This is a genomic window from Planomicrobium okeanokoites (genome assembly GCF_003428875.1).
GTDB classification, from domain to species: domain Bacteria; phylum Bacillota; class Bacilli; order Bacillales_A; family Planococcaceae; genus Planococcus; species Planococcus okeanokoites.
The window spans coordinates 317,276-335,511 of sequence record NZ_QQRS01000002.1 but is presented as its reverse complement, the minus strand read 5'-3'; the positions used below and the strand labels follow the sequence as shown (position 1 = coordinate 335,511).

Sequence of the window (18,236 nt, the reverse complement as noted above, 5' to 3'; positions counted from 1 at the left end):
TCCGCTAAACTGTTTTGAAAGCTATACGGCAATGACCCGCTTGATGAAGTATACTATTGACAATAAAGGTCAGCGGCAAAGAAATACTATTTGAATTAAAAAGAGGGACGCTATGCTAAATCGCCTTGCATTAAAAATTGGATTACTATTTTTGGGGTTCATCATACTTATTGAATCGGTTCTGTTTTTGACTTTGTATATTACTTTTGTCAACGAACGGGTCGATGAAGTCATGACAAACTTGCTTGCAAGAGGCAATACACACAGCGAAGTATTGGCCGGCAGTTTTGAACCGGCAACTTTGGAACATGTGGCCCTGATGGAATCTGCATCCGATTTCATCGTCATCATAACCGACGCTGCCGGCAATGAATTGATTCATTCGGATTCGATTGAACCTGAGATGAATGCTGTTTTGGAGCATACGGATTTTGATGAAATTGTGCACGAAGGGGAAATAGTGGAAGAGAGATGGAATGAAAAAGAATTTATCGCGACTGACAGCCCGGTTACGATTGATGGGGAACATCGTGGCCACGTCTTTATGTTTGCAGGAACGAATCAGATCCAGCAGATGGTCAGCCACCTGAGAAACCAATTCCTCGCTGCGGGTCTTATGGCACTCGGGCTGACAATCATTACAATTTTTTTATTATCACGATTTATCACATTGCCGCTGATCAGAATGAAGAAAGCGACAGAACAATTAAAGAGCGGAAATAACAAAGTGAAGCTGAATATTGAACGCAACGATGAGCTGGGTGAATTGGCGTTTGCCATCACTACTTTATCAAGTGACTTGGATCGCTTAAGAAATGAACGAAATGAATTTCTGGCGGATATCGCCCATGAGCTGCGGACTCCGCTTACCTATATAAAAGGGTATGCGGATATTGCGAGCCGCCCGACTGCCTCTGATGAGGAAAAAGCCCAATATATCACGATCATACGGGAGGAAACTGCCCATCTGACAGAATTGATCCGGCAATTATTCGAATTGGCGCAGCTGGATCACAACCAGTTTGAGATACAAAAAGAGGAGTTCTCCTTGAATGTGCTTTTCCAATCTGTCGTCGCTCTGGTGCGTCCAGCTTTCGATGAGAAGAAAATCGAATTGTCCATAAGATGTGATCCAGCCATAATCGCCTTTATCGATCCCGAACGGTTCCAGCAGGTGCTGCTTAATATATTGGACAATGCCCGCAAGCACTCGCCGGAAGGGACGCGTGTCACACTGGCTGGGGGCGGTGATGAACAGCGGACTTGGATAAGGGTCAGTGATGAAGGGGAGGGCATACCCGAGAAGGATATTCCTTTTATATTCGAACGGCTCTACCGTGTAGACAAATCCAGGTCGCGGCAATTCGGCGGCAGTGGGCTGGGATTGGCGATTGCCAAAGAGATCGTCGAATCGCATGATGGCCAGATCACTCTTGAAAGTGAGCAAGGACAAGGAACAACTGTCCGGATTGAGTTGAAAAGAGGTGAATCGGATGAAGAAAGTTCTGTTGATTGATGATGAAAAACGGATGTTGGATTTACTGGCTTTGTATTTGCAGCCCCACCAGTATCTTTGCAAAAAAGCATTGGGAGCAAAGGAAGCACTTTCATATCTGGAGCAGGAGCCTTTCGACATTGTGCTGCTGGATATCATGATGCCGGAAATGGATGGCTGGGAATTGTGCCGTGAAATCCGGACGTTTTCAGATGTGCCCATCATTATGCTGACAGCCCGGGAGCAGCAGAAAGATATCATAAGAGGATTGAATCTTGGAGCGGATGATTACATCACGAAACCATTCAACGAAGAAGAACTGCTGGCACGGATGACAGCATTATTGCGCAGAAGAACGCCAAAAAACATTATTGAAGTGAATGGGCTGCTGTGGAATGAAGAACAGTTTGAACTCAGTTACCGCAAACACGCCATCAAGCTGACACCGAAAGAATTCCTGATGGTGGGCCACCTGATGAAAAATAACAACAAAGTATTTACAAGAGACCAGCTGATTCAGCTGATTTGGGGATATGACTCTGAGACGGAAGGACGCACCATCGATTCGCATGTGCGAAATGTCCGCGAAAAAATACGGCAATCAGGCTTTCCTGTCGATGACCATTTCATCACCGTCTGGGGCATCGGCTATAAATGGACAAACGAAGCAGAACAAATTTAAAAAACACGGCGCAAAATTTTTTCGCCGTGTTTTTTAATAGCTGTTTTATGCGATTTTCCGACAAGCTTCGCAAATTTGCTGAAGGATTGGAGTTAATGGATAAACCCGGTTAAAGCCTTATCGCTTTACGCAAAGCTGCACTTCTTTTAGTATATTAAATAACTAAAAACTCACTAACACACAATTTAACAGGGCAATCGGTAAAATGCAGGGGACAATAGTGCTGCCTGCAAAGCCGCAGAGAATCTTTGATTCTTTGCGGTTTTTTTTATTCAAATCCATTTAGGACAGGAGAAGATCTATGCAGAAGCAGACAGAGCCTCCAAAGAATATCGGTTATTATCTATCGCGTGTGAAAGACATCCATGTCGAAGAGGGCCAAACGTTCATCACTTTGTTCGCCCGGCTGTCCATCAAGACACCGGAACGGAATCAGAATGTCTGGGTGGAAATAGAAGAAGTTGCGTGGCATCAGGCCAGCCGGCAAATTCAGCAGCTGCCGAATGGCGCATATTATTTTCAACTATCCGAACCCGTTTTTCGCGAAATGGAGCGGGTGTCCAAAGAGCAATTGAAGACGCTGTATCATTTTACGCCGCTGTATGAATCGGTCACTTTTAAAAAATTAGGCTAGCGTTCCAGAACTCATAGCGATTTTCTACCATAGACTAGCTGAATGACAGAGGAAGACAAAAAAGGAGGAGGCACAGTCACGTGCCTCCTCCTTTTTTGCTTAAATCAGTTTTAATTGAATCAAGGCATTAAAAACGGCGGTGAGCCTGGATTCGTGCCGGATGCAAAATCGATCAGCGGGATTACATATGCGATGGCAATCGAAACTGTCGCCAGCGCGACCCAAATCGACCAGCGATCCATGAACAGCGGCGAAGCGTCAGAAGGGCTGTAATCTTCGCCGATTGGGAAGTCGGCATCTCCTTTTGGTGCGAAGAACGCCAATTGCGCCCAGATATAAAGCAGCAAAGCCATGCCGATGACGAGGATGACCCCGCCCATGGCCATCAGCGTTTCGTACATTGCCCAGTCGGCTGCGGCGCTGCTTCCGTTGTAAGTCGTATTGGCGGTGCGTCGCGGACTTCCGAGGAGACCGTTGATGTGCATCGCGCCGGACATAAGCAGCATGCCGCCTGCCCAGACGATGGTTTGTATAACCGCCAGACGGTTGATGGTCTGCGTCATCCTCCGTCCGCTCAAATAAGGGATGAGCCAGTAGGAAATTCCGAAAAACGTCAGCATGACCGTTGTGCCGACCGTCAAGTGCAGATGGCCGGTGACCCAGATGGAATTATGGACCACCTGGTTGATCTGGTTGCTGGCGTTGATGATGCCTCCGAGTCCGGCGGGGATGAACGCGAACATCGCGACGATCAATGCGAAGAAGCGAGCGTCAGACCAGGGAAGTGTTTTCCACCAGCCCAGTAAGCTTCTCACGCCTTTCGCTCTTCCCGCGCGCTCCATAGTCGCAAGCATCGCAAAAGCGGTCATTAGCGATGGGAAGATGATCATAAACGTCTGGATGACGTGCAGGAATTTTAGTTCGACAGACAAGCCCGGGTCAAGAATCTGGTGGTGAAACCCTCCCGGGACATTGGCTACCACAAGAATGACCACTGCTACACGCGCAAGTGAGTCACTGAAGACTTTCCCGCCGATGATTTTTGGCATGGAGACATACCAGGCGGATATGGCTGTCAGCATCCAAATGTTCACCAGCGTGTGGCCGAATGCCCAAAACAAGGTTCGTCCCATCATCGGGTCGATGGTCGGTACCCACCCGAATGCCCAAGGTATGACCATGCCGACAACAAACACTGCTATGAACAAGGAAGCGAAAACCCACAGCACGAAGACGGCATTTGCGAAAAAGGCGAACAGCGGCGTCAATTTTCCGGGATTCCGTTTTCTCCAGCTTTGATAAGTGATGAACATGCCGACGCAATTCAACAGGATGCCGACGACGATGAGCGCCAGTCCGACGTAGAACCAGGGATGTGCCTGCATAGGCGTATAAAAGGTATACAGCACATTCGCATTGCCCGTCAGGATGAAGAACGCGGCCATTACCGTTCCGACGGACATGAGCGCAAAACCGGCCCAGCCGAAAGCGATTGTTTTATCGGCCAGTCCGCCAAGGACCCGGGAAGTGCCGGCGTATAAATAACCGATGCTGAAAAACGAAGTCAGCACCAGGATGAACATCACGCCGTGAGCGGTCAGAAGTGCGTAATAGCTGATCCAGGAAGGGAGCTCCAAAAAGCCGCTCCGAACCAGTCCCTGCAGGAGGCCTGCAATCCCGCCTACCATAATGGCGATAAAAGCAATGGATAAATTGGCGGCGGATAAACGGATATCGCGGCTGGTGATACCGGAAGCCGCTGCGTCATTCACGGCCACTCCTTTATGGAGAATCGGTGCTTCATTGATATGAGCCATTATTTCCCCTTCTTTCTTTGGTTATTTGACTGTGATGGTATTTGCCATGAACTCATGGCCGAGACCACAATATTCGTTGCAAAGAATCAGGTATTCGCCGGGTTCGTCGAACGTGTGGCTGACTTTCGAGATATGGCCGGGCACCACCATGACATTGACGTTGGTGTCAGTGATTTTAAACCCGTGCGTCACATCCGGGGAAGCCAGAGTGAAATGGACGGTTGCTCCTGCAGGAATTTCCAGATCTCCTGGCTGGAAAGTGAACATTTCCGCGATGATGGCAATTTCGTATTCGTTATCACCGATTTCTTTCAGCTCCGGATCTGCAAAAATTTCTGATTCCCGGACACTTTGGGGATCGATCATTTCTGCATGGCTCGGCGGCCCCATATCCAGGAAGAATGTTTGAACCGCAACAATGCCAAGAAAGATGAACAGGATGATGGAACCGATGATCAGCCACAGCTTTTCATAACGATGGATATGCATATGTTGAATCTCCTTTCCGATTTCTGTAGTGGCCCGCTCTTAATTGCGCTCCAAAAATAAGATGAAAACACTGAACCAGGATATCAGCATGAAAACGGCGATGATCAGTACGGATGTAAAGGTGCCTTTTAATGATGTTTCCGCGGAATCGGTATGATTCCGGTTCTTGTTAGTGTCTCTCGGAGCATTCTTCATTACGGAATTCCTCCTTTCATCTGCATGTCGTTTTGCCGAAGCTTGTTATCTGCCGATCAAAGACTATTGTTGGACGATGAAAACTTAATTCCTGAAAAGGATGGAGAATACCGTTAAAAACCTATAGAATGCAATTAAAGAAATATTTAAAATATTTATTTAATTAAAGTATACACAATAAATTGGTAAATTCATTAGAAAATATATAATTTTTTAGTCTGAATTGCTCAAATATGTAAAAACCGTGAAAGTCTGAAGATGAAGATAGCCATACGTCAAATATGGAGGAGGAAATCCGATGCTCGTCATGGCCATCGCTCTTATCGTCACTGCATTCTTGGTGCTGGTGATATCGGCGGAAGTGAGTGATAAAGAAGAAAAAAATTAAAAAGTTCCAAGCAAAAAAGCTGTCCAGTTGAGAAAATTCAACAGGACAGCTTTTACATTTAACCAGAAGCTCAACGCTCCTTCCTTTTCTTCTCCATTTCATCCGCCATCCGGCTGGAATCCGTGTTGCCTTCATTCCGCAGCTGCTCGATGATATTGCGGTAATCCGTGTCGTTGCGGTTCTGGCTCATCTTGAAGGCAGCTTGGATATCGCTCACTTTCACTTTGAAGCCGACGATGCCTTTCATTTCTGTTTCTAATAGAGAAGGGGACAGCTTGTCCCACAGAACGGTATCCGGGCGGTGGTGCTCGTATTTCTCCATCAGCTTCGTCAAATCCTGCTTCAATTCTTCTCCGTCCAGAATTTGGGCGACGCCGTATATATGGACTGCCTGGTAATTCCATGTCGGGACGTTTTCCTGCTCATACCAGGAAGAGGAGATATAGGAATGCGGTCCCTGGAACATGATCAATATTTCTTCATCCTGCTCAAAAGTCCGCCACTGGGGATTTCCGTATGCCATATGGCCGGTTACGTAATAATCATCCTCTTCTTTCACCAGCTGCAGGGGCAAATGAGTCGCGATAGGTCTGCCTTTTCTTGTCGTGACAAGCGTGCCGAACGAATGATGCTGCACAAATTCCACTATCTCATCAATATCGGTCACTTTATAAAACTTTGGGATATACATTTCAAACCGCCTTTCTGAATAACAGCATCACATTGTTTTTGTCATGATCAAATCGATTTGCTTGTCGTCGCCCATGTAAAATGGATGCGCGCCGGTTTGGACAAATCCTTTCTTCTTATAGAAGGCAATGGCGTTTTCATTATGTTCCCAGACGCCCAGCCACACTTTCTTCTTCTCCAGTTCAGCCGCCACATCAAAAGCTTTCTCCAGCAAGAGCTTGCCAAGCCCTTTTTTATGGAACTTCTTCTTTACATAAATACGCTCGACTTCGAGTGAATCAGCGCCCATCTTTTCCGACTGTGCTTCGCCGACGTTGATTTTCAGGTAGCCCGCGACTTCGTCGTCGCTGTGGACGAAATAGAATCGCGATTCCGGATTCGCCAGTTCAAGCGCCAATTGCTCCTGATTATAGGCTTTCTCCAAGTATGCATTCAAGTGTTCGGGCGAATTCTGCTCCTTGAAAGTTTCAGTGAACGTCTCCCGGCTGATGGCCTGAAGTTCAGGCAGATGTTCAGGTGTACATTTGATTAATGGCATATGCAGCGCGCTCCTTTAATAATGTCGTTTTTGTCCTTTTTTGACCGCTTCCCAATCCCTTTCGATATTCTTTCGGATCCGTCGCAGCAGGCTGGCGGCCATTTCGGCTTCTGTTTCTGTGAACCCTTCCAGCGCAACGTGATTGGAATGCTCATTTTCCCTTTTGATGAAAGGGTATGCTTCTTTCCCTTTTTCGCTCGGAAACAATCGCTTAATCTTCTTATTTTCGGTGTCGGGCTCTTTTTCAATAAAACCGTTCAGCTCCAGTTTTTGAATAGCGCGGGTCGCTGTAGAGCGGTCCACTTTTATCAATTCCAGCAATTGTTCCTGGATGATTCCGGGATTTTCACAGATTCTTACCAGATAGAGGTACTGGCCCTTGGTCAGATCAAGCTCTTTGAATTCGATATTGCTGATGGAATCCAAAGCCCGGGCAATCATGCCGATTTCACGCAGAATTTCAGTCATTGAAACAGCCTCCGTCTAATTAGTATAAATAAAATCTACTCTATTTTTATTGCAAATGCAACAAAAAAATCTTTGCTGCTGGTCTTTTTCTTCATTCATGAAAATTTTCAGGTGAGGGGTATAAGAAACAGTCGATTTCCCGGCACGGCAACCCACTGTGAAAATTCTTTCTGAAACCGGATGTGCCAGTGAGCATTTCTGACACTGGAAGGTTATACTTTATTGTTAACGGGTATCATATTAGTTGGTGTCTGAAAATGATCGTAAGTAAAAGTGCAGCAATATAGATCAAGTAGAATCCCAAAATGGAGGAATATGATGGCACAGTCAACTGCGGGTTCATCCCGGCAATTCGAAAATTTCAATGAGGCAGCCGATCAGGTGCTCAAAATGCTAAGCGGCCGCATGAACATAAATACGCTGTTCATCGCGAAAAATGACGGCGAAACCAATACCATTAAGAAAGCTTTTAATCGGGACGAAGAATTGGTCAAAGAAGGCAGTGAGTCGCCTTTGAACCAGACTTTCTGCAACCTCTCGATCCAACATGGCCAGGATGTGCTCAGGATAGATGATATATCGAAGGATGAAAATGCCCAGACTCTTGAAATTGCATCCAATTTCGATAAAGGTTCCTTCATGGGCATCCCGATTTATTATGAAAACGGTAAGGTCTACGGCACCATTTGCGGCTTGGATAAGCATCCATATGACTTCACTCCGGAAGACCAGGAAATGTTCGAGATGATGTCTTCGCTGCTGACGTATATTTTGGAACTCGAAACGGCCAAAAAGGAAATACAGAAACTTTCCTCTCCGCTTGTTCCTTTGACCGATGGCATTTCCATTCTGCCGATCATTGGCCACATCACCCTTACACGTGCCAAACAGATGATTGAGGACACAGTCAATAAAGCAGGCGGTGAGCTCGATTTTCTGATCATCGATTTTTCAGGAATCACAGAAATCGATCCGCAAATCGAGCAGCCATTGCTGGATTTGGTGAAAATCTTGAAAATCATGGGTGTGACCCCGGTCATTACAGGAATCACTCCATCCATCGCATTGAATGTTCCGCATTTCGCCCATTCGCTGAAAGGTGAAAGAATGGAAGCGACACTGAAGATCGCTATTGAACAAATGGGATTTGTGCTGACGAAGAAAATTGAATCCTGCTCGTAAAGTTAAAAAGAACGCCGGTGAAGCCATTAAAAATGGCCAGCCCGGCGTTCTTTTTTACATTTCGCTTGTTTCAGTAAAAATGGAATTCACGGCCATACGGGCAATCGTGCCGTTGGACATGATGAACTTATCGACTTTGACATGTGAGAAGTTCGGAAGGTGCTCTTCCCGTTCGACTTCGACAGTCGTGAAAACATCCGGCGACATCCGTTCCACGGCAGTGGCGATCAACAGGGACTTTCCGTCAGTCAGCTTCTGGTCTTCAATCCGGTCATCCGCAAAAATCAGCACTGCCTTGGCCTGCTGGATATTGGCCTGGCGAAGCACATCTTCGTGGGTGGCATTGCCTTTCACGTAATGGATGCGCGGGTGGATCTCTTTCGCTTTATCCAGCCGGTCGATCACCACAACATCGGTTTGGTCATCCTGTTTCAGAATTTCGGCAATTGCATTTTCAGCTTTGTGGGACCAATCGATGATGACGATATGGTTTTTTCCTTTAAACATCAGCTCACCCCTTTCTTCGCGTTTTTTGTGCAGGCTCAGGCTTTCAAACGCCTTTCCAATAAATGATGCAAACAGCCCGATGCCGATTATGTACAGGAAAAAGACAGTGAAGATTCTTCCGCCGGTTGTGGAAGGGTAAAGATCACCGTAACCGACAGTCAGCATGGTCGTCATCGTGAACCATAACGAATCGGCATAGCTGGTGAAAGTGGATGGCTCGATTGCAGGCAGCAACAGGGTGCTGAAAGCGATCAGCAGCATTGTGCTTAGCGTAAGGATTAGCCAGGACAAGCTTGTCGCCTGCAGATAGAGCCGTCGAAGTATGATCAAACTGGATCCCCCCTTTTTAACTAACAGTATACACGAAGAGACTTATGGCAGAGACAAGTGATTTTATTATCAATAAATTAACTATTTCGATAATATAAGAGTGAACCATCATAAAAAAGGAGGACACGTACATGGATTTAGCAGGAAAAGTGGCAGTAGTGACAGGCGGCGCTTCGGGAATCGGGCTTGCCGCAGCAAAAGCGTATCTGGCAAAAGGCGCGAAAGTGGTGATTGCGGACTTCAATGAAGAAGGCGGCAAGAAGGAAGCTGAAAACCTGAAGGGCAGCGGCGAAGTGGAGTTTGTCCAAGTGGACGTGGCAAGCGAAGAATCGGTTCAGAACATGATTCAGTTTGCCATCGACACGTTTGGCACAATCGACATACTGGTGAATAATGCCGGCATCGGCGCACTGGGCGAAACACACGAACTGAGCTATGAAGATTATCACAAAGTCATTGCGGTAAACCAGGATGGCGTGTTCTTCGGCTCGAAACATGCCGTTCGCCACATGATGAACAACGGCGGCGGCGTCATCGTCAACACCGCTTCTATCCTTGGCAGTGTCGGGGAGGGCGGGGCTTTTGCCTATAATGCTTCAAAAGGCGCCGTCAACTTGATGACTAAATCACTGGCGCTTCAGTATGCCAATAAGAATATCCGCGTCAATGCAGTGGCGCCGGGCTATGTGGAATCCGGCATGGTCAGCCGCGACGCACTGGGACCGGAATTCTACGATCAGCTGGTCCAGAAACATCCGATCGGACGCCTCGGCACAGCGGACGAAATCGCACATGCCATCATCTTCCTCAGTGAAAATGATTTCATGACAGGCGCCACTATACTGGTGGACGGCGGCTACACGGCACAATAAGAAAAATGGAATCGCCGTCCATCTATTTGGTGGGAGGCGGTTTTATTCTATAGACTAACGATACGAAAGGGTAGATACATATGCGCTTAGCAACCATTCAACTGGACGGAAAAGAGACGGCTGCCGTCGTCACAGCAGCTGGGGCAATTCCAGTCGAAACCATCAATAAAGAGTTTGGCCAGCAGTGGCCGACACAACTTTTTGACCTGCTGCCGCTCGAGAAATTGGAGCCATTCAAAGAATGGATCGCCGGACAAAATACGGAAGCGCTCGAGCAATTGGTTATTCAGGACGCCAAATTCGGTCCGCTTTACCGCCATCCGCGTAAAATCTGGGGCATCGGGCTGAATTACGTCGAACATGCCGCAGACCTCAGCGAAGTCTCGCCGAACATGGAGCCCGCCAGTTTTATGAAACCTGATACGACAATCATTGGACCCAGAGATACGATCCGTGTGCCGCTGCAATCCGAACGCACGACGGCGGAGTCTGAACTTGGCATCGTCATCGGCAAGGAATGCAAAGACGTCGAAGAGGAAGACGCGCTCAGCGTCATTGCGGGCTACACGACCATCATCGACATGACCGCGGAAGACATTCTGCAGAAAAATCCGCGCTACCTGACACGCGCGAAAAGTTTTGACACCTTTTTCAGTTTCGGTCCGCAGCTCGTGACAGCGGAAGAAGTGGAAGATGTGCTCGACCTGAAGGTGGCGACTGTCATCAACGGGGAAATCCATCGCGATAACCTCGTGTCCAATATGACCTTCCGGCCGCAGCAGCTGATTTCCTTCCACTCAAAAGTCATGACGCTTTTGCCGGGAGACATCATCTCGACGGGCACACCGGGAGCCGTCGTCATCCGTGACGGCGATGTGGTGGAATGCCGCATTGACGGATTTGAGACGCTGGTGAATCCGGTAATGGATTTGAAGGGATGATAAAAAGCTGTCTCCTTGTTAAAAGGAAGACAGCTTTTTTTCGTGGACACGCATTTATGGGGAATCAACATTCCTATGAATTCTGCAATAGTTTTATTTAATTTTCTTTTTGGTGTGGACAGAAATTTTCTCGCCGAGTACATAGGAATCTAAAAATTCTTTAAAGATCTGCACGGCCTGTGTGTGTAGTTTCGATTGGTGGGTGATGTAATGGAAACTGGTTTCATTTGGGTAATCACTAAGACTGACGCCCTTTAGCGTGCCGACCTGTACATCGGATTTAATGACCGATTCCGACAGGTATGAGACTCCAAGCCCGAGTGCCACCGACTCCTTAATGGTCTGCGAGCTTCCGAAACTCATGATGCGTTTTGGCGCAATGCCGAGCTGGGAGAAGAATTTATTAGTGACATCTCGAGTTCCTGAACCTTCTTCACGGATGATCCAGGTTTCTGCTTCCAGCATTTTCTTATCAATGGATGAGTTTTTATTGATGGGATGGTCGGGACGAGCCACAATAAGCATCATCTCCTCTGAAAACAGATTGACATCGACATCATATTCGGCGACATCAGCTTCAACGATAAAGCCGATGTCAAGTTCCTGTTTGTGAATTTGTTCCGCAATGACTTTAGAATTCTGAATGGTGATATTAGGAAGGATATTGGGATGTTTCTTATTAAAAGCATAAAGGATGGCGGGAAGGAAATATTCACCGAATGTATAAGCGGCGCCTATCGAAATCGGTATATTCTTTGAAGGATCCAAGTTAATAAGTGATTGTGTCATATCATGGTATTGCATAAGAATCTCTTTTGCATGGGTGTATACAACTGAGCCTTCTGGTGTCAATTGAACATATTTGTTGGTCCGATCGAAGAGTCGGCACTCAAGTTTACTTTCTAAAGCTTTAATGCTCAGACTGATGGCAGAGGGCGTCATATGCAGTAATTCAGCCGCCCGGGTAAAGCTTTTCTGTTCGGCTGTCGTGACAAAGATTTCAAGTTTGTGTTCCATGGTACACCTCCATATTGAGTTTTATTAATTATAACATTAAATATATTTAATTTTACTAATCCATACAATGTTTTGTAAGATTGCAATAAGTTTAAATTATCAATTATTTATTCTTTGAAAAGGTTGGAGGGTGGATTGTATAAATACATCGAAAGAACTTCATAAGATAATAAATCTAGTAAAAACAAAAAAATGAGGGGGAAAAAAATTCATGAATATATTCAAAAAGTCGAAAATGTTTAAGACGGCCACAGCAGCTGTGGCTGCAGGATTACTATTAGCAGGTTGTTCATCTGAAGGTTCTTCTGGTTCGGCAGAAACGGCAGAGGGATATCCGAACAAGCAAATTCAATTGATGCTTCCATGGGGTGCAGGCGGGGACTCTGATGTAATAGCGCGTACCATCAATAAATATCTCGAAGAAGAGTTGGATGTGAAAATCGTAGTGACGAATATGGGCGGCGGAGGCGGCACCATCGGAGCTCAGGAATTTATGAAGCAAAATCCGGATGGGTATTCCATGCTGGCTGGCCACGATTCAATCGCAGTATCCCATCTCATGGGCAAAGCAGATTTTTCATACGATGATTTTGAACCGGTATCATTGATGACGACAGCAAATCAATTGATAGCGACAAACGTGGCAAACGATTGGGAAAATATGCAGGACGTTGTCGATGAATTAAAAGAAAACCCTGAATCCATAAGTTTCGGAGCGAGTATCGGATCAACGACACACATTGTCCCACTCGGAATAATGGATAGCCAGGACGTGAAGTTCAATATCGTAGCCTATGAAGGAACGGCTCAGCGTACGCAGGCATTATTAGGGAATCATTTGGACCTCGGATCCACTACAATCCCTGCTGCGAAAGAATATATGAAAGCCAATCAATTAAAAATGCTGGGAATCGCTTCTGAAGAAAGAAATCCGGCATTACCGGATATTCCTACTTTAAAAGAGCAAGGCATTGATTTCGTGAATGCGACTAATCGGGGCTACTTCTTCCCGAAAGACACTCCACAGGAAATTGTTGATGTCATGGACGAAGCGCTGAAGAACGTAGCTGAAAATCCTGAGTTTATAAAAGAAATGGAAGCAATGGGAGTCGATGTGAATTATAAAGACACTGAAGAATACACGAACTACTTAGAGGACGATGTAGAACACCTGGAAGGAATGCTTACCCGCCAGAATATTATTGAATAATGAAGTTCTAAGAATCGCGAGAGGGAGACGGAAAATGAATCATGACCGCATAGCAGGTATTGTTATTCTAGTATTTTGTGCGTTCTTCTACTATCAAAGTTTTGGAATCAGCAATCAAAATTTGACTGGCTTGGAAGCCACTTTCTTTCCACGGGTTTTACTTGTCGGAATCGCAGCGCTTGCTCTGCTGTTATTGATAAGATCGTTCTTTATTAAAAGTGCAGCCGTGAAGAAAGTCGAACAAGGTGAAGAATCAGGACCATCAAGAAAATGGTGGAAAGTTCCGTTGATATTTGTCTTGTTTGCAATCTATATTTTGCTGATAGACATTTTAGGCTTCACCTTTTCATCGTTTCTATTTATGACAATTGTTTATTTAATCGCTATTACTGCAACGCCACTTAAAAAGACTGTTAAGAAACATGCTGTATCGATAGGGTTTTTGCTGGTGGTTTCAATAACACTGACATTCATATTTGAGAGGTTCCTGTCAGTGTATCTGCCAAAAGGGCTATTTTTCTAAAGAGGTGAGATTTTGGGGAATTTAATGATGAGTCTGCAGGCAGTTACTCAATGGGAAGTATTGCTCTTAATGCTAATTGGAGTAATTATGGGTATAATCTTCGGTTCAATACCGGGTTTTACTATTACGATGGCCGTTGCTTTAACTTTGCCGTTCAGCTTCGGATTGGAGCCTTTATCAGGAATTGCGTTGATGATGGGTGTCTGGCTGGGAGGAGCTTCGGGTGGCCTGATTTCATCCATCCTGCTTGGAATTCCGGGAACACCTTCGTCGGTGGCCACTACATTTGATGGTTTTCCGATGGCTAAGAAAGGTGAACCGGGGCGTGCTTTGGCAATCGGCTTATGGTCTTCATTTTTTGGTTCTTTGATTGGTGGAGCCATATTGATAATCGGGGCGCCTCTATTATCTCAATGGGCTATTCAATTTGGACCTTGGGAATTTTTCGCACTGATGGTATTAGGTTTAAGTGCAATCGCGAGTCTCGGAAATGGCAGCTTGATCAAAGGGATCTTGGCAGGTTTGCTGGGAATGTTCTTTGGAATGTTCGGGCTGGATCCGGTTCTTGGCACTGAGAGGTTTACGTTTGGAGCAGTATCAATGATGGCAGGTTTCAGCTATCTCCCAGTACTGATCGGTATTTTTGCTTTTTCCCAGTTATTATCTGAAATTGGCAAGCATTCAGGTGGAAAAAGTGAAGTCGATACGAAAATCAGTCTGTCATATCCGATAGGGAAAACATTGAAAGATATGGGCGGCTCTTTTGTGAACGTTATTCGTTCTTCTATTATCGGAACAATTATTGGTGCTCTTCCGGGAGCAGGTTCGAGCATTGCCAATATCATGAGTTATGACGTTGCAAAGAAACTATCCAAAAAACCAGAACTTTATGGAACTGGAACGAAAGATGGAGTTATTGCCGCTGAAACGGCAAATAATTCCTCAGAAGGTGGTGCGTTGATTCCGACGCTGGCACTGGGGATACCTGGAAGTGCTGTTACGGTTATGATGATGGGCGCATTACTGGTCCATGGAATCCAGCCAGGTCCGTATTTTTTCGTATCTCAGCCGGTACTGGCATACGGCATTTTCCTATCTTTCTTTATCTCAGCTATATTGATGCTGGTCGTCCAGTCTCTGGGCATAAGATTGTTTTTGAAAATCAATGATATTCCAATGCACTTCCTGTTGCCGGTCGTTATCATCTTATGTGCTTTAGGAAGTTTTGCATTAAACAACAGGGTTTTTGACATCTGGGTTCTCTTGCTGTTCGGTGTAATCGGTTATTTGATGAAAAACTCAGGTTTTTCACTCCCGGCTTTTGTACTCGGCATTATACTTGGTCCTTTGACAGAAGAAAATTTACGGAGAGCGGTAGCTACAAGCTCGGATTTGACGCTGTTTTTCACTCGTCCTTTATCAGGAGTCATACTTGTATTGGCAATTCTATCTATTCTGTATGGAATCATCACTGAAATCAGATATACGAAAAAAATGAAACAGCTAGAAACGGAAAGTTCATCAGATCTGTAAACATTAGTCAGGAGGAGAGATTTTGGATTATTTAAATCACCCGTTTCCATCTAAGAGAAATACAGTATTCGCAAAAAAAGGTATGGTGGCAACTTCACAGCCCCTAGCGGCACAGGCCGGAATTGAAATTATGAAAAAAGGCGGCAATGCCATTGATGCTGCGATTGCAACAGCCGCATCCTTGACGGTGCTCGAACCGACATCGAATGGCATCGGCGGGGACGCTTTTGCATTGGTATGGGTGAAGGGCGAGTTATACGGATTGAATGCCTCAGGGCCTTCGCCAAAAGGATTGACCATAGAAGCCGTGAAAGGCCTCGGCCACGATAAGATGCCGGTGCATGGCCTGGTTCCGGTAACGGTGCCGGGTGTCCCCGCTGCCTGGGCGGAGCTTTCACAGAAATTCGGCAAACTTTCACTGCTTGAAACACTGCAGCCGGCAATCAGCTACGCCGAAGAGGGCTATCCGCTGACGCCAATTCTCGGGAAATTCTGGCAAAAAGCCTATAACAGTTTCAAAGGATCATTTACGGCAAAAGAATTCGAAGGCTGGTTTGAGACGTTTGCGCCAGATGGTAAAGCGCCAGCAATCGGAGAAGTTTGGAAGTCGCCAGGTCACGCAGAGACGCTTCGTAAAATTGGCGAAAGCGATGCCCGAGAGTTTTACGAAGGTTCCATTGCCGACGAGATCGACGCATTCATGCAGGAACATGGCGGCTTCCTGCGAAAAGAAGATCTTGCCAGCTATCAGCCGGAATGGGTGGAGCCGATCTCAACGACTTACAAAGGCCACGAAGTGTGGGAAATTCCACCGAACGGGCAAGGCATGGTCGCGCAGATGGCGCTGAATATTTTCAGTCAGCTCGACGCACCTGAATGGCAATCGGCGAAGACATTTCATCAGCAGATTGAATCGATGAAACTGGCGTATACGGACGGCCAGGCATTTATCACTGAACAACAACATATGCCGGTAACAGCGGAACATCTGCTGTCTGAAGAATACGCCAAAAAACGGGCGGTTCTTCTCGGCGACACGGCAATCGAACCGGTGCCCTACGATCTTCCGGCAGGCGGGACAGTTTACTTGTCGACAGCTGACGCGGAAGGCAATATGGTTTCCTTTATTCAAAGCAATTACATGGGCTTCGGCTCCGGAATCGTCATCCCGGGAACGGGCATAGGCCTGCAGAATCGCGGAGCAGATTTCTCACTCGATGAAAGCCATCCGAATGTGCTGAAGCCGGGCAAGAAAACATTCCATACAATCATTCCAGGCTTCCTGACAAAAGACGGAAAAGCCGTCGGACCGTTCGGAGTGATGGGCGGCTATATGCAGCCTCAAGGACATTTCCAGGTTGTGGTGAATACGCTGGATTACCTGCTTAACCCGCAGGCAGCCCTCGATATGCCGAGATGGCAATGGGTCGGCGGCAAGAAAATTCACGTGGAGCCTGAATTCCCAAATTACCTCGTTCAGGCATTGCAGCGCAAAGGCCACGACATTGAAGTATTGCCGGATGGCGGCACCTTTGGAAGAGGACAAATCATCTGGAGAAATCCAGAGACGGGGGTGCTTGCCGGCGGAACCGAATCTCGGACGGACGGAGCGGTTGCAGCTTGGTAAAAACAGATAAAATTCGATACAGCAACGTCTTTATGGCGTTTTTCCGATCAGGGATGCTGGGATTCGGAGGAGGGCCCGCAGTCATACCGCTACTTCAAAAAGAAGTGGTGGAACGCTACCACTGGATGAACGACGATGAGTTCGGCGATACCATCGCTTTGTCGAACACGATGCCGGGGCCGATCGCGACAAAACTGGCGGGCTATATTGGCTACAAGATCGGCGGGTTATGGGGCTTGCTTGTTGCGCTCGCGGCGTCGGTCATTCCGACAGTGGTCCTGATGGTGCTGCTGCTTGGTGTGCTCCAGAGCTATAAAGATGTACCGTGGGTGCAGAATATGTCTCAGACAGTCGTACCCGTCGTTGCGGTTATGCTCGGAGTCCTCACCTGGAATTTCGTCCAGCAATCTCAAAAAGCTCTTGGCTGGGGCGTCGCTATTTTCCTCATCGTGATTTCAATCATCGTAATGGAAGTCCTCGGAGTTCATCCGGCAATTCTGATTGCGGCCCTCATTGCGGTGGTCCTGGTTCCCTTTATTAAAAGGGTGGTGAGTAAATGATTTACTGGCAAATTTTCATTGCATTTTTCATACCCGGTATTCTGGGTTATGGAGGCGGTCCTGCATCCATTCCGCTCGTTGAAGAAGAAGTGGTCGAGCGGTATGGCTGGATGTCGACACAAGAATTCGGTGAAGTGCTGGCACTCGGCAATGCACTTCCTGGCCCAATCGCCACAAAAATGGCAGGCTATATCGGCTATATGGAAGGCGGATTGCTGGGAGCGTTTATCGGCCTGTTCGGCACAATCGCACCATCCCTTATCCTGATGCTTGGATTAATGGCGATTCTGTTTAAATATAAGGATTCAGCGGAAGTAAAAAATATTTCGAAAGTGGTGAAGCCGGTCATCGCTGTGCTCATTGGCTTTATGACATTGCAATTTGTAATTGAATCTCAATCCGCACTTGGAAATATTCAGACTGTTGCTATAATGGCTATAAGTTATTTGATGCTGGAGCGGATGAAAGTGCATCCGGCAGCGGTAATTGCGTTGGCTCTAGCATACGGAGCGGTCACCGGAATTTAAAACAAAGGGGA

Annotated in this window: 20 protein-coding genes; 12 read left to right on the top strand and 8 right to left on the bottom strand. The window is 46.5% G+C overall.

Translation table 11 applies throughout. From position 1 onward, the window contains the following. Window positions 1-112 precede the first annotated feature (112 nt). The 3 genes from D2910_RS06525 to D2910_RS06515 all read left to right on the top strand — a co-directional run bounded on the left by D2910_RS06525 (window position 113) and on the right by D2910_RS06515 (window position 2,811). Window positions 113-1,516: a sensor histidine kinase gene (locus tag D2910_RS06525; RefSeq protein WP_117312816.1), complete on the top strand. Its 1,404-nt coding sequence runs from the start codon at window positions 113-115 to the stop codon at window positions 1,514-1,516. Beyond that, the gene (locus tag D2910_RS06520; protein WP_205854589.1) at window positions 1,494-2,177 is read left to right on the top strand and encodes a response regulator transcription factor; all 684 of its coding nucleotides are present in this window, start codon (window positions 1,494-1,496) and stop codon (window positions 2,175-2,177) included. The genes D2910_RS06525 and D2910_RS06520 overlap by 23 nt, the downstream gene beginning before the upstream one ends. A 301-nt stretch (window positions 2,178-2,478) precedes the next feature. After that, complete coding sequence (locus D2910_RS06515) at window positions 2,479-2,811, top strand: hypothetical protein (protein WP_117312815.1); 333 nt, start codon at window positions 2,479-2,481, stop codon at window positions 2,809-2,811. A 119-nt stretch (window positions 2,812-2,930) separates the two neighbouring features. Here the strand turns inward: D2910_RS06515 and D2910_RS06510 are convergent, their stop codons facing one another. The 6 genes from D2910_RS06510 to D2910_RS06485 form a co-directional block, all read right to left on the bottom strand. Beyond that, window positions 2,931-4,628 carry a cbb3-type cytochrome c oxidase subunit I gene (locus D2910_RS06510; protein ID WP_117312814.1) on the bottom strand — a complete coding sequence of 566 codons (1,698 nt, stop codon included), beginning with the start codon at window positions 4,626-4,628 and terminating at the stop codon, window positions 2,931-2,933. A 21-nt stretch (window positions 4,629-4,649) separates the two neighbouring features. Next, window positions 4,650-5,117 carry a cytochrome c oxidase subunit II gene (locus D2910_RS06505; RefSeq protein ID WP_101801275.1) on the bottom strand — a complete coding sequence of 156 codons (468 nt, stop codon included), beginning with the start codon at window positions 5,115-5,117 and terminating at the stop codon, window positions 4,650-4,652. A 39-nt stretch (window positions 5,118-5,156) separates the two neighbouring features. Next, window positions 5,157-5,312 carry a cytochrome c oxidase subunit 2A gene (locus D2910_RS06500; RefSeq protein ID WP_117312813.1) on the bottom strand — a complete coding sequence of 52 codons (156 nt, stop codon included), beginning with the start codon at window positions 5,310-5,312 and terminating at the stop codon, window positions 5,157-5,159. A 458-nt stretch (window positions 5,313-5,770) separates the two neighbouring features. Beyond that, window positions 5,771-6,391, bottom strand: a complete 621-nt coding sequence (locus D2910_RS06495) for an FMN-binding negative transcriptional regulator (RefSeq protein WP_117312812.1) — start codon at window positions 6,389-6,391, stop codon at window positions 5,771-5,773. 27 nt (window positions 6,392-6,418) lie between these two features. Further along, window positions 6,419-6,934, bottom strand: coding sequence for a spermidine/spermine N(1)-acetyltransferase (paiA, locus tag D2910_RS06490; protein ID WP_117312811.1), 516 nt, complete (start codon window positions 6,932-6,934; stop codon window positions 6,419-6,421). Between the two features lie 9 nt (window positions 6,935-6,943). After that, window positions 6,944-7,396: a MarR family winged helix-turn-helix transcriptional regulator gene (locus tag D2910_RS06485; protein ID WP_117312810.1), complete on the bottom strand. Its 453-nt coding sequence runs from the start codon at window positions 7,394-7,396 to the stop codon at window positions 6,944-6,946. A gap of 318 nt (window positions 7,397-7,714) precedes the next feature. On the opposite strand from D2910_RS06485, the gene D2910_RS06480 reads away from it, so the two are divergent. Continuing rightward, window positions 7,715-8,578 (top strand): GAF domain-containing protein, encoded by an 864-nt coding sequence (locus D2910_RS06480; RefSeq protein ID WP_117312809.1) that lies wholly within the window; start codon window positions 7,715-7,717, stop codon window positions 8,576-8,578. Between the two features lie 54 nt (window positions 8,579-8,632). Here the strand turns inward: D2910_RS06480 and D2910_RS06475 are convergent, their stop codons facing one another. Beyond that, window positions 8,633-9,415, bottom strand: coding sequence for a potassium channel family protein (locus D2910_RS06475; RefSeq protein WP_117312808.1), 783 nt, complete (start codon window positions 9,413-9,415; stop codon window positions 8,633-8,635). A gap of 131 nt (window positions 9,416-9,546) precedes the next feature. Here D2910_RS06475 and D2910_RS06470 point away from each other — a divergent pair, with 131 nt between their 5' ends. Together D2910_RS06470 and D2910_RS06465 are read left to right on the top strand one after the other, a co-directional pair. Beyond that, the gene (locus D2910_RS06470) at window positions 9,547-10,287 is read left to right on the top strand and encodes an SDR family NAD(P)-dependent oxidoreductase (RefSeq protein WP_084243776.1); all 741 of its coding nucleotides are present in this window, start codon (window positions 9,547-9,549) and stop codon (window positions 10,285-10,287) included. A gap of 80 nt (window positions 10,288-10,367) precedes the next feature. Beyond that, on the top strand, window positions 10,368-11,228 hold the full coding sequence (locus D2910_RS06465) for a fumarylacetoacetate hydrolase family protein (protein ID WP_117312807.1): 861 nt from the start codon (window positions 10,368-10,370) through the stop codon (window positions 11,226-11,228). Between the two features lie 93 nt (window positions 11,229-11,321). On the opposite strand, the gene D2910_RS06460 is transcribed toward D2910_RS06465, so the two are convergent. Continuing rightward, window positions 11,322-12,245 carry a LysR family transcriptional regulator gene (locus D2910_RS06460; protein WP_117312806.1) on the bottom strand — a complete coding sequence of 308 codons (924 nt, stop codon included), beginning with the start codon at window positions 12,243-12,245 and terminating at the stop codon, window positions 11,322-11,324. Between the two features lie 211 nt (window positions 12,246-12,456). Here D2910_RS06460 and D2910_RS06455 point away from each other — a divergent pair, with 211 nt between their 5' ends. From D2910_RS06455 to D2910_RS06430, 6 genes are read left to right on the top strand one after another with little or no spacing between them, the layout of a single operon-like run. Then, a complete protein-coding gene (locus D2910_RS06455; protein ID WP_240633562.1) occupies window positions 12,457-13,455 on the top strand; it encodes a tripartite tricarboxylate transporter substrate binding protein in 999 nt (332 codons plus the stop codon). Between the two features lie 34 nt (window positions 13,456-13,489). Next, the gene (locus D2910_RS06450) at window positions 13,490-13,978 is read left to right on the top strand and encodes a tripartite tricarboxylate transporter TctB family protein (protein ID WP_101801284.1); all 489 of its coding nucleotides are present in this window, start codon (window positions 13,490-13,492) and stop codon (window positions 13,976-13,978) included. 12 nt (window positions 13,979-13,990) lie between these two features. Next, window positions 13,991-15,511: a tripartite tricarboxylate transporter permease gene (locus D2910_RS06445; RefSeq protein ID WP_101801285.1), complete on the top strand. Its 1,521-nt coding sequence runs from the start codon at window positions 13,991-13,993 to the stop codon at window positions 15,509-15,511. A 22-nt stretch (window positions 15,512-15,533) separates the two neighbouring features. After that, window positions 15,534-17,138: a gamma-glutamyltransferase family protein gene (locus D2910_RS06440; protein ID WP_117312805.1), complete on the top strand. Its 1,605-nt coding sequence runs from the start codon at window positions 15,534-15,536 to the stop codon at window positions 17,136-17,138. Window positions 17,139-17,149: 11 nt separating this feature from the next. Next, a complete protein-coding gene (locus tag D2910_RS06435) occupies window positions 17,150-17,698 on the top strand; it encodes a chromate transporter (protein ID WP_101801339.1) in 549 nt (182 codons plus the stop codon). Then, window positions 17,695-18,225, top strand: coding sequence for a chromate transporter (locus D2910_RS06430; protein ID WP_101801287.1), 531 nt, complete (start codon window positions 17,695-17,697; stop codon window positions 18,223-18,225). Before D2910_RS06435 ends, D2910_RS06430 begins: the two co-directional genes overlap by 4 nt. Window positions 18,226-18,236: the final 11 nt, after the last annotated feature.

Bases quoted from the DNA above. Each gene is read 5' to 3' on its own strand.
- D2910_RS06515 (WP_117312815.1), top strand. From the start codon at position 2,479: ATGCAGAAGCAGACAGAGCCTCCAAAGAATATCGGTTATTATCTATCG.
- D2910_RS06430 (WP_101801287.1), top strand. From the start codon at position 17,695: ATGATTTACTGGCAAATTTTCATTGCATTTTTCATACCCGGTATTCTG.
- D2910_RS06460 (WP_117312806.1), bottom strand. From the start codon at position 12,245: ATGGAACACAAACTTGAAATCTTTGTCACGACAGCCGAACAGAAAAGC.
- D2910_RS06500 (WP_117312813.1), bottom strand. From the start codon at position 5,312: ATGAAGAATGCTCCGAGAGACACTAACAAGAACCGGAATCATACCGAT.
- D2910_RS06480 (WP_117312809.1), top strand. From the start codon at position 7,715: ATGGCACAGTCAACTGCGGGTTCATCCCGGCAATTCGAAAATTTCAAT.
- D2910_RS06505 (WP_101801275.1), bottom strand. From the start codon at position 5,117: ATGCATATCCATCGTTATGAAAAGCTGTGGCTGATCATCGGTTCCATC.
- D2910_RS06485 (WP_117312810.1), bottom strand. From the start codon at position 7,396: ATGACTGAAATTCTGCGTGAAATCGGCATGATTGCCCGGGCTTTGGAT.
- D2910_RS06455 (WP_240633562.1), top strand. From the start codon at position 12,457: ATGAATATATTCAAAAAGTCGAAAATGTTTAAGACGGCCACAGCAGCT.
- D2910_RS06450 (WP_101801284.1), top strand. From the start codon at position 13,490: ATGAATCATGACCGCATAGCAGGTATTGTTATTCTAGTATTTTGTGCG.
- D2910_RS06510 (WP_117312814.1), bottom strand. From the start codon at position 4,628: ATGGCTCATATCAATGAAGCACCGATTCTCCATAAAGGAGTGGCCGTG.
- D2910_RS06495 (WP_117312812.1), bottom strand. From the start codon at position 6,391: ATGTATATCCCAAAGTTTTATAAAGTGACCGATATTGATGAGATAGTG.
- D2910_RS06465 (WP_117312807.1), top strand. From the start codon at position 10,368: ATGCGCTTAGCAACCATTCAACTGGACGGAAAAGAGACGGCTGCCGTC.
- D2910_RS06520 (WP_205854589.1), top strand. From the start codon at position 1,494: ATGAAGAAAGTTCTGTTGATTGATGATGAAAAACGGATGTTGGATTTA.
- D2910_RS06470 (WP_084243776.1), top strand. From the start codon at position 9,547: ATGGATTTAGCAGGAAAAGTGGCAGTAGTGACAGGCGGCGCTTCGGGA.
- D2910_RS06525 (WP_117312816.1), top strand. From the start codon at position 113: ATGCTAAATCGCCTTGCATTAAAAATTGGATTACTATTTTTGGGGTTC.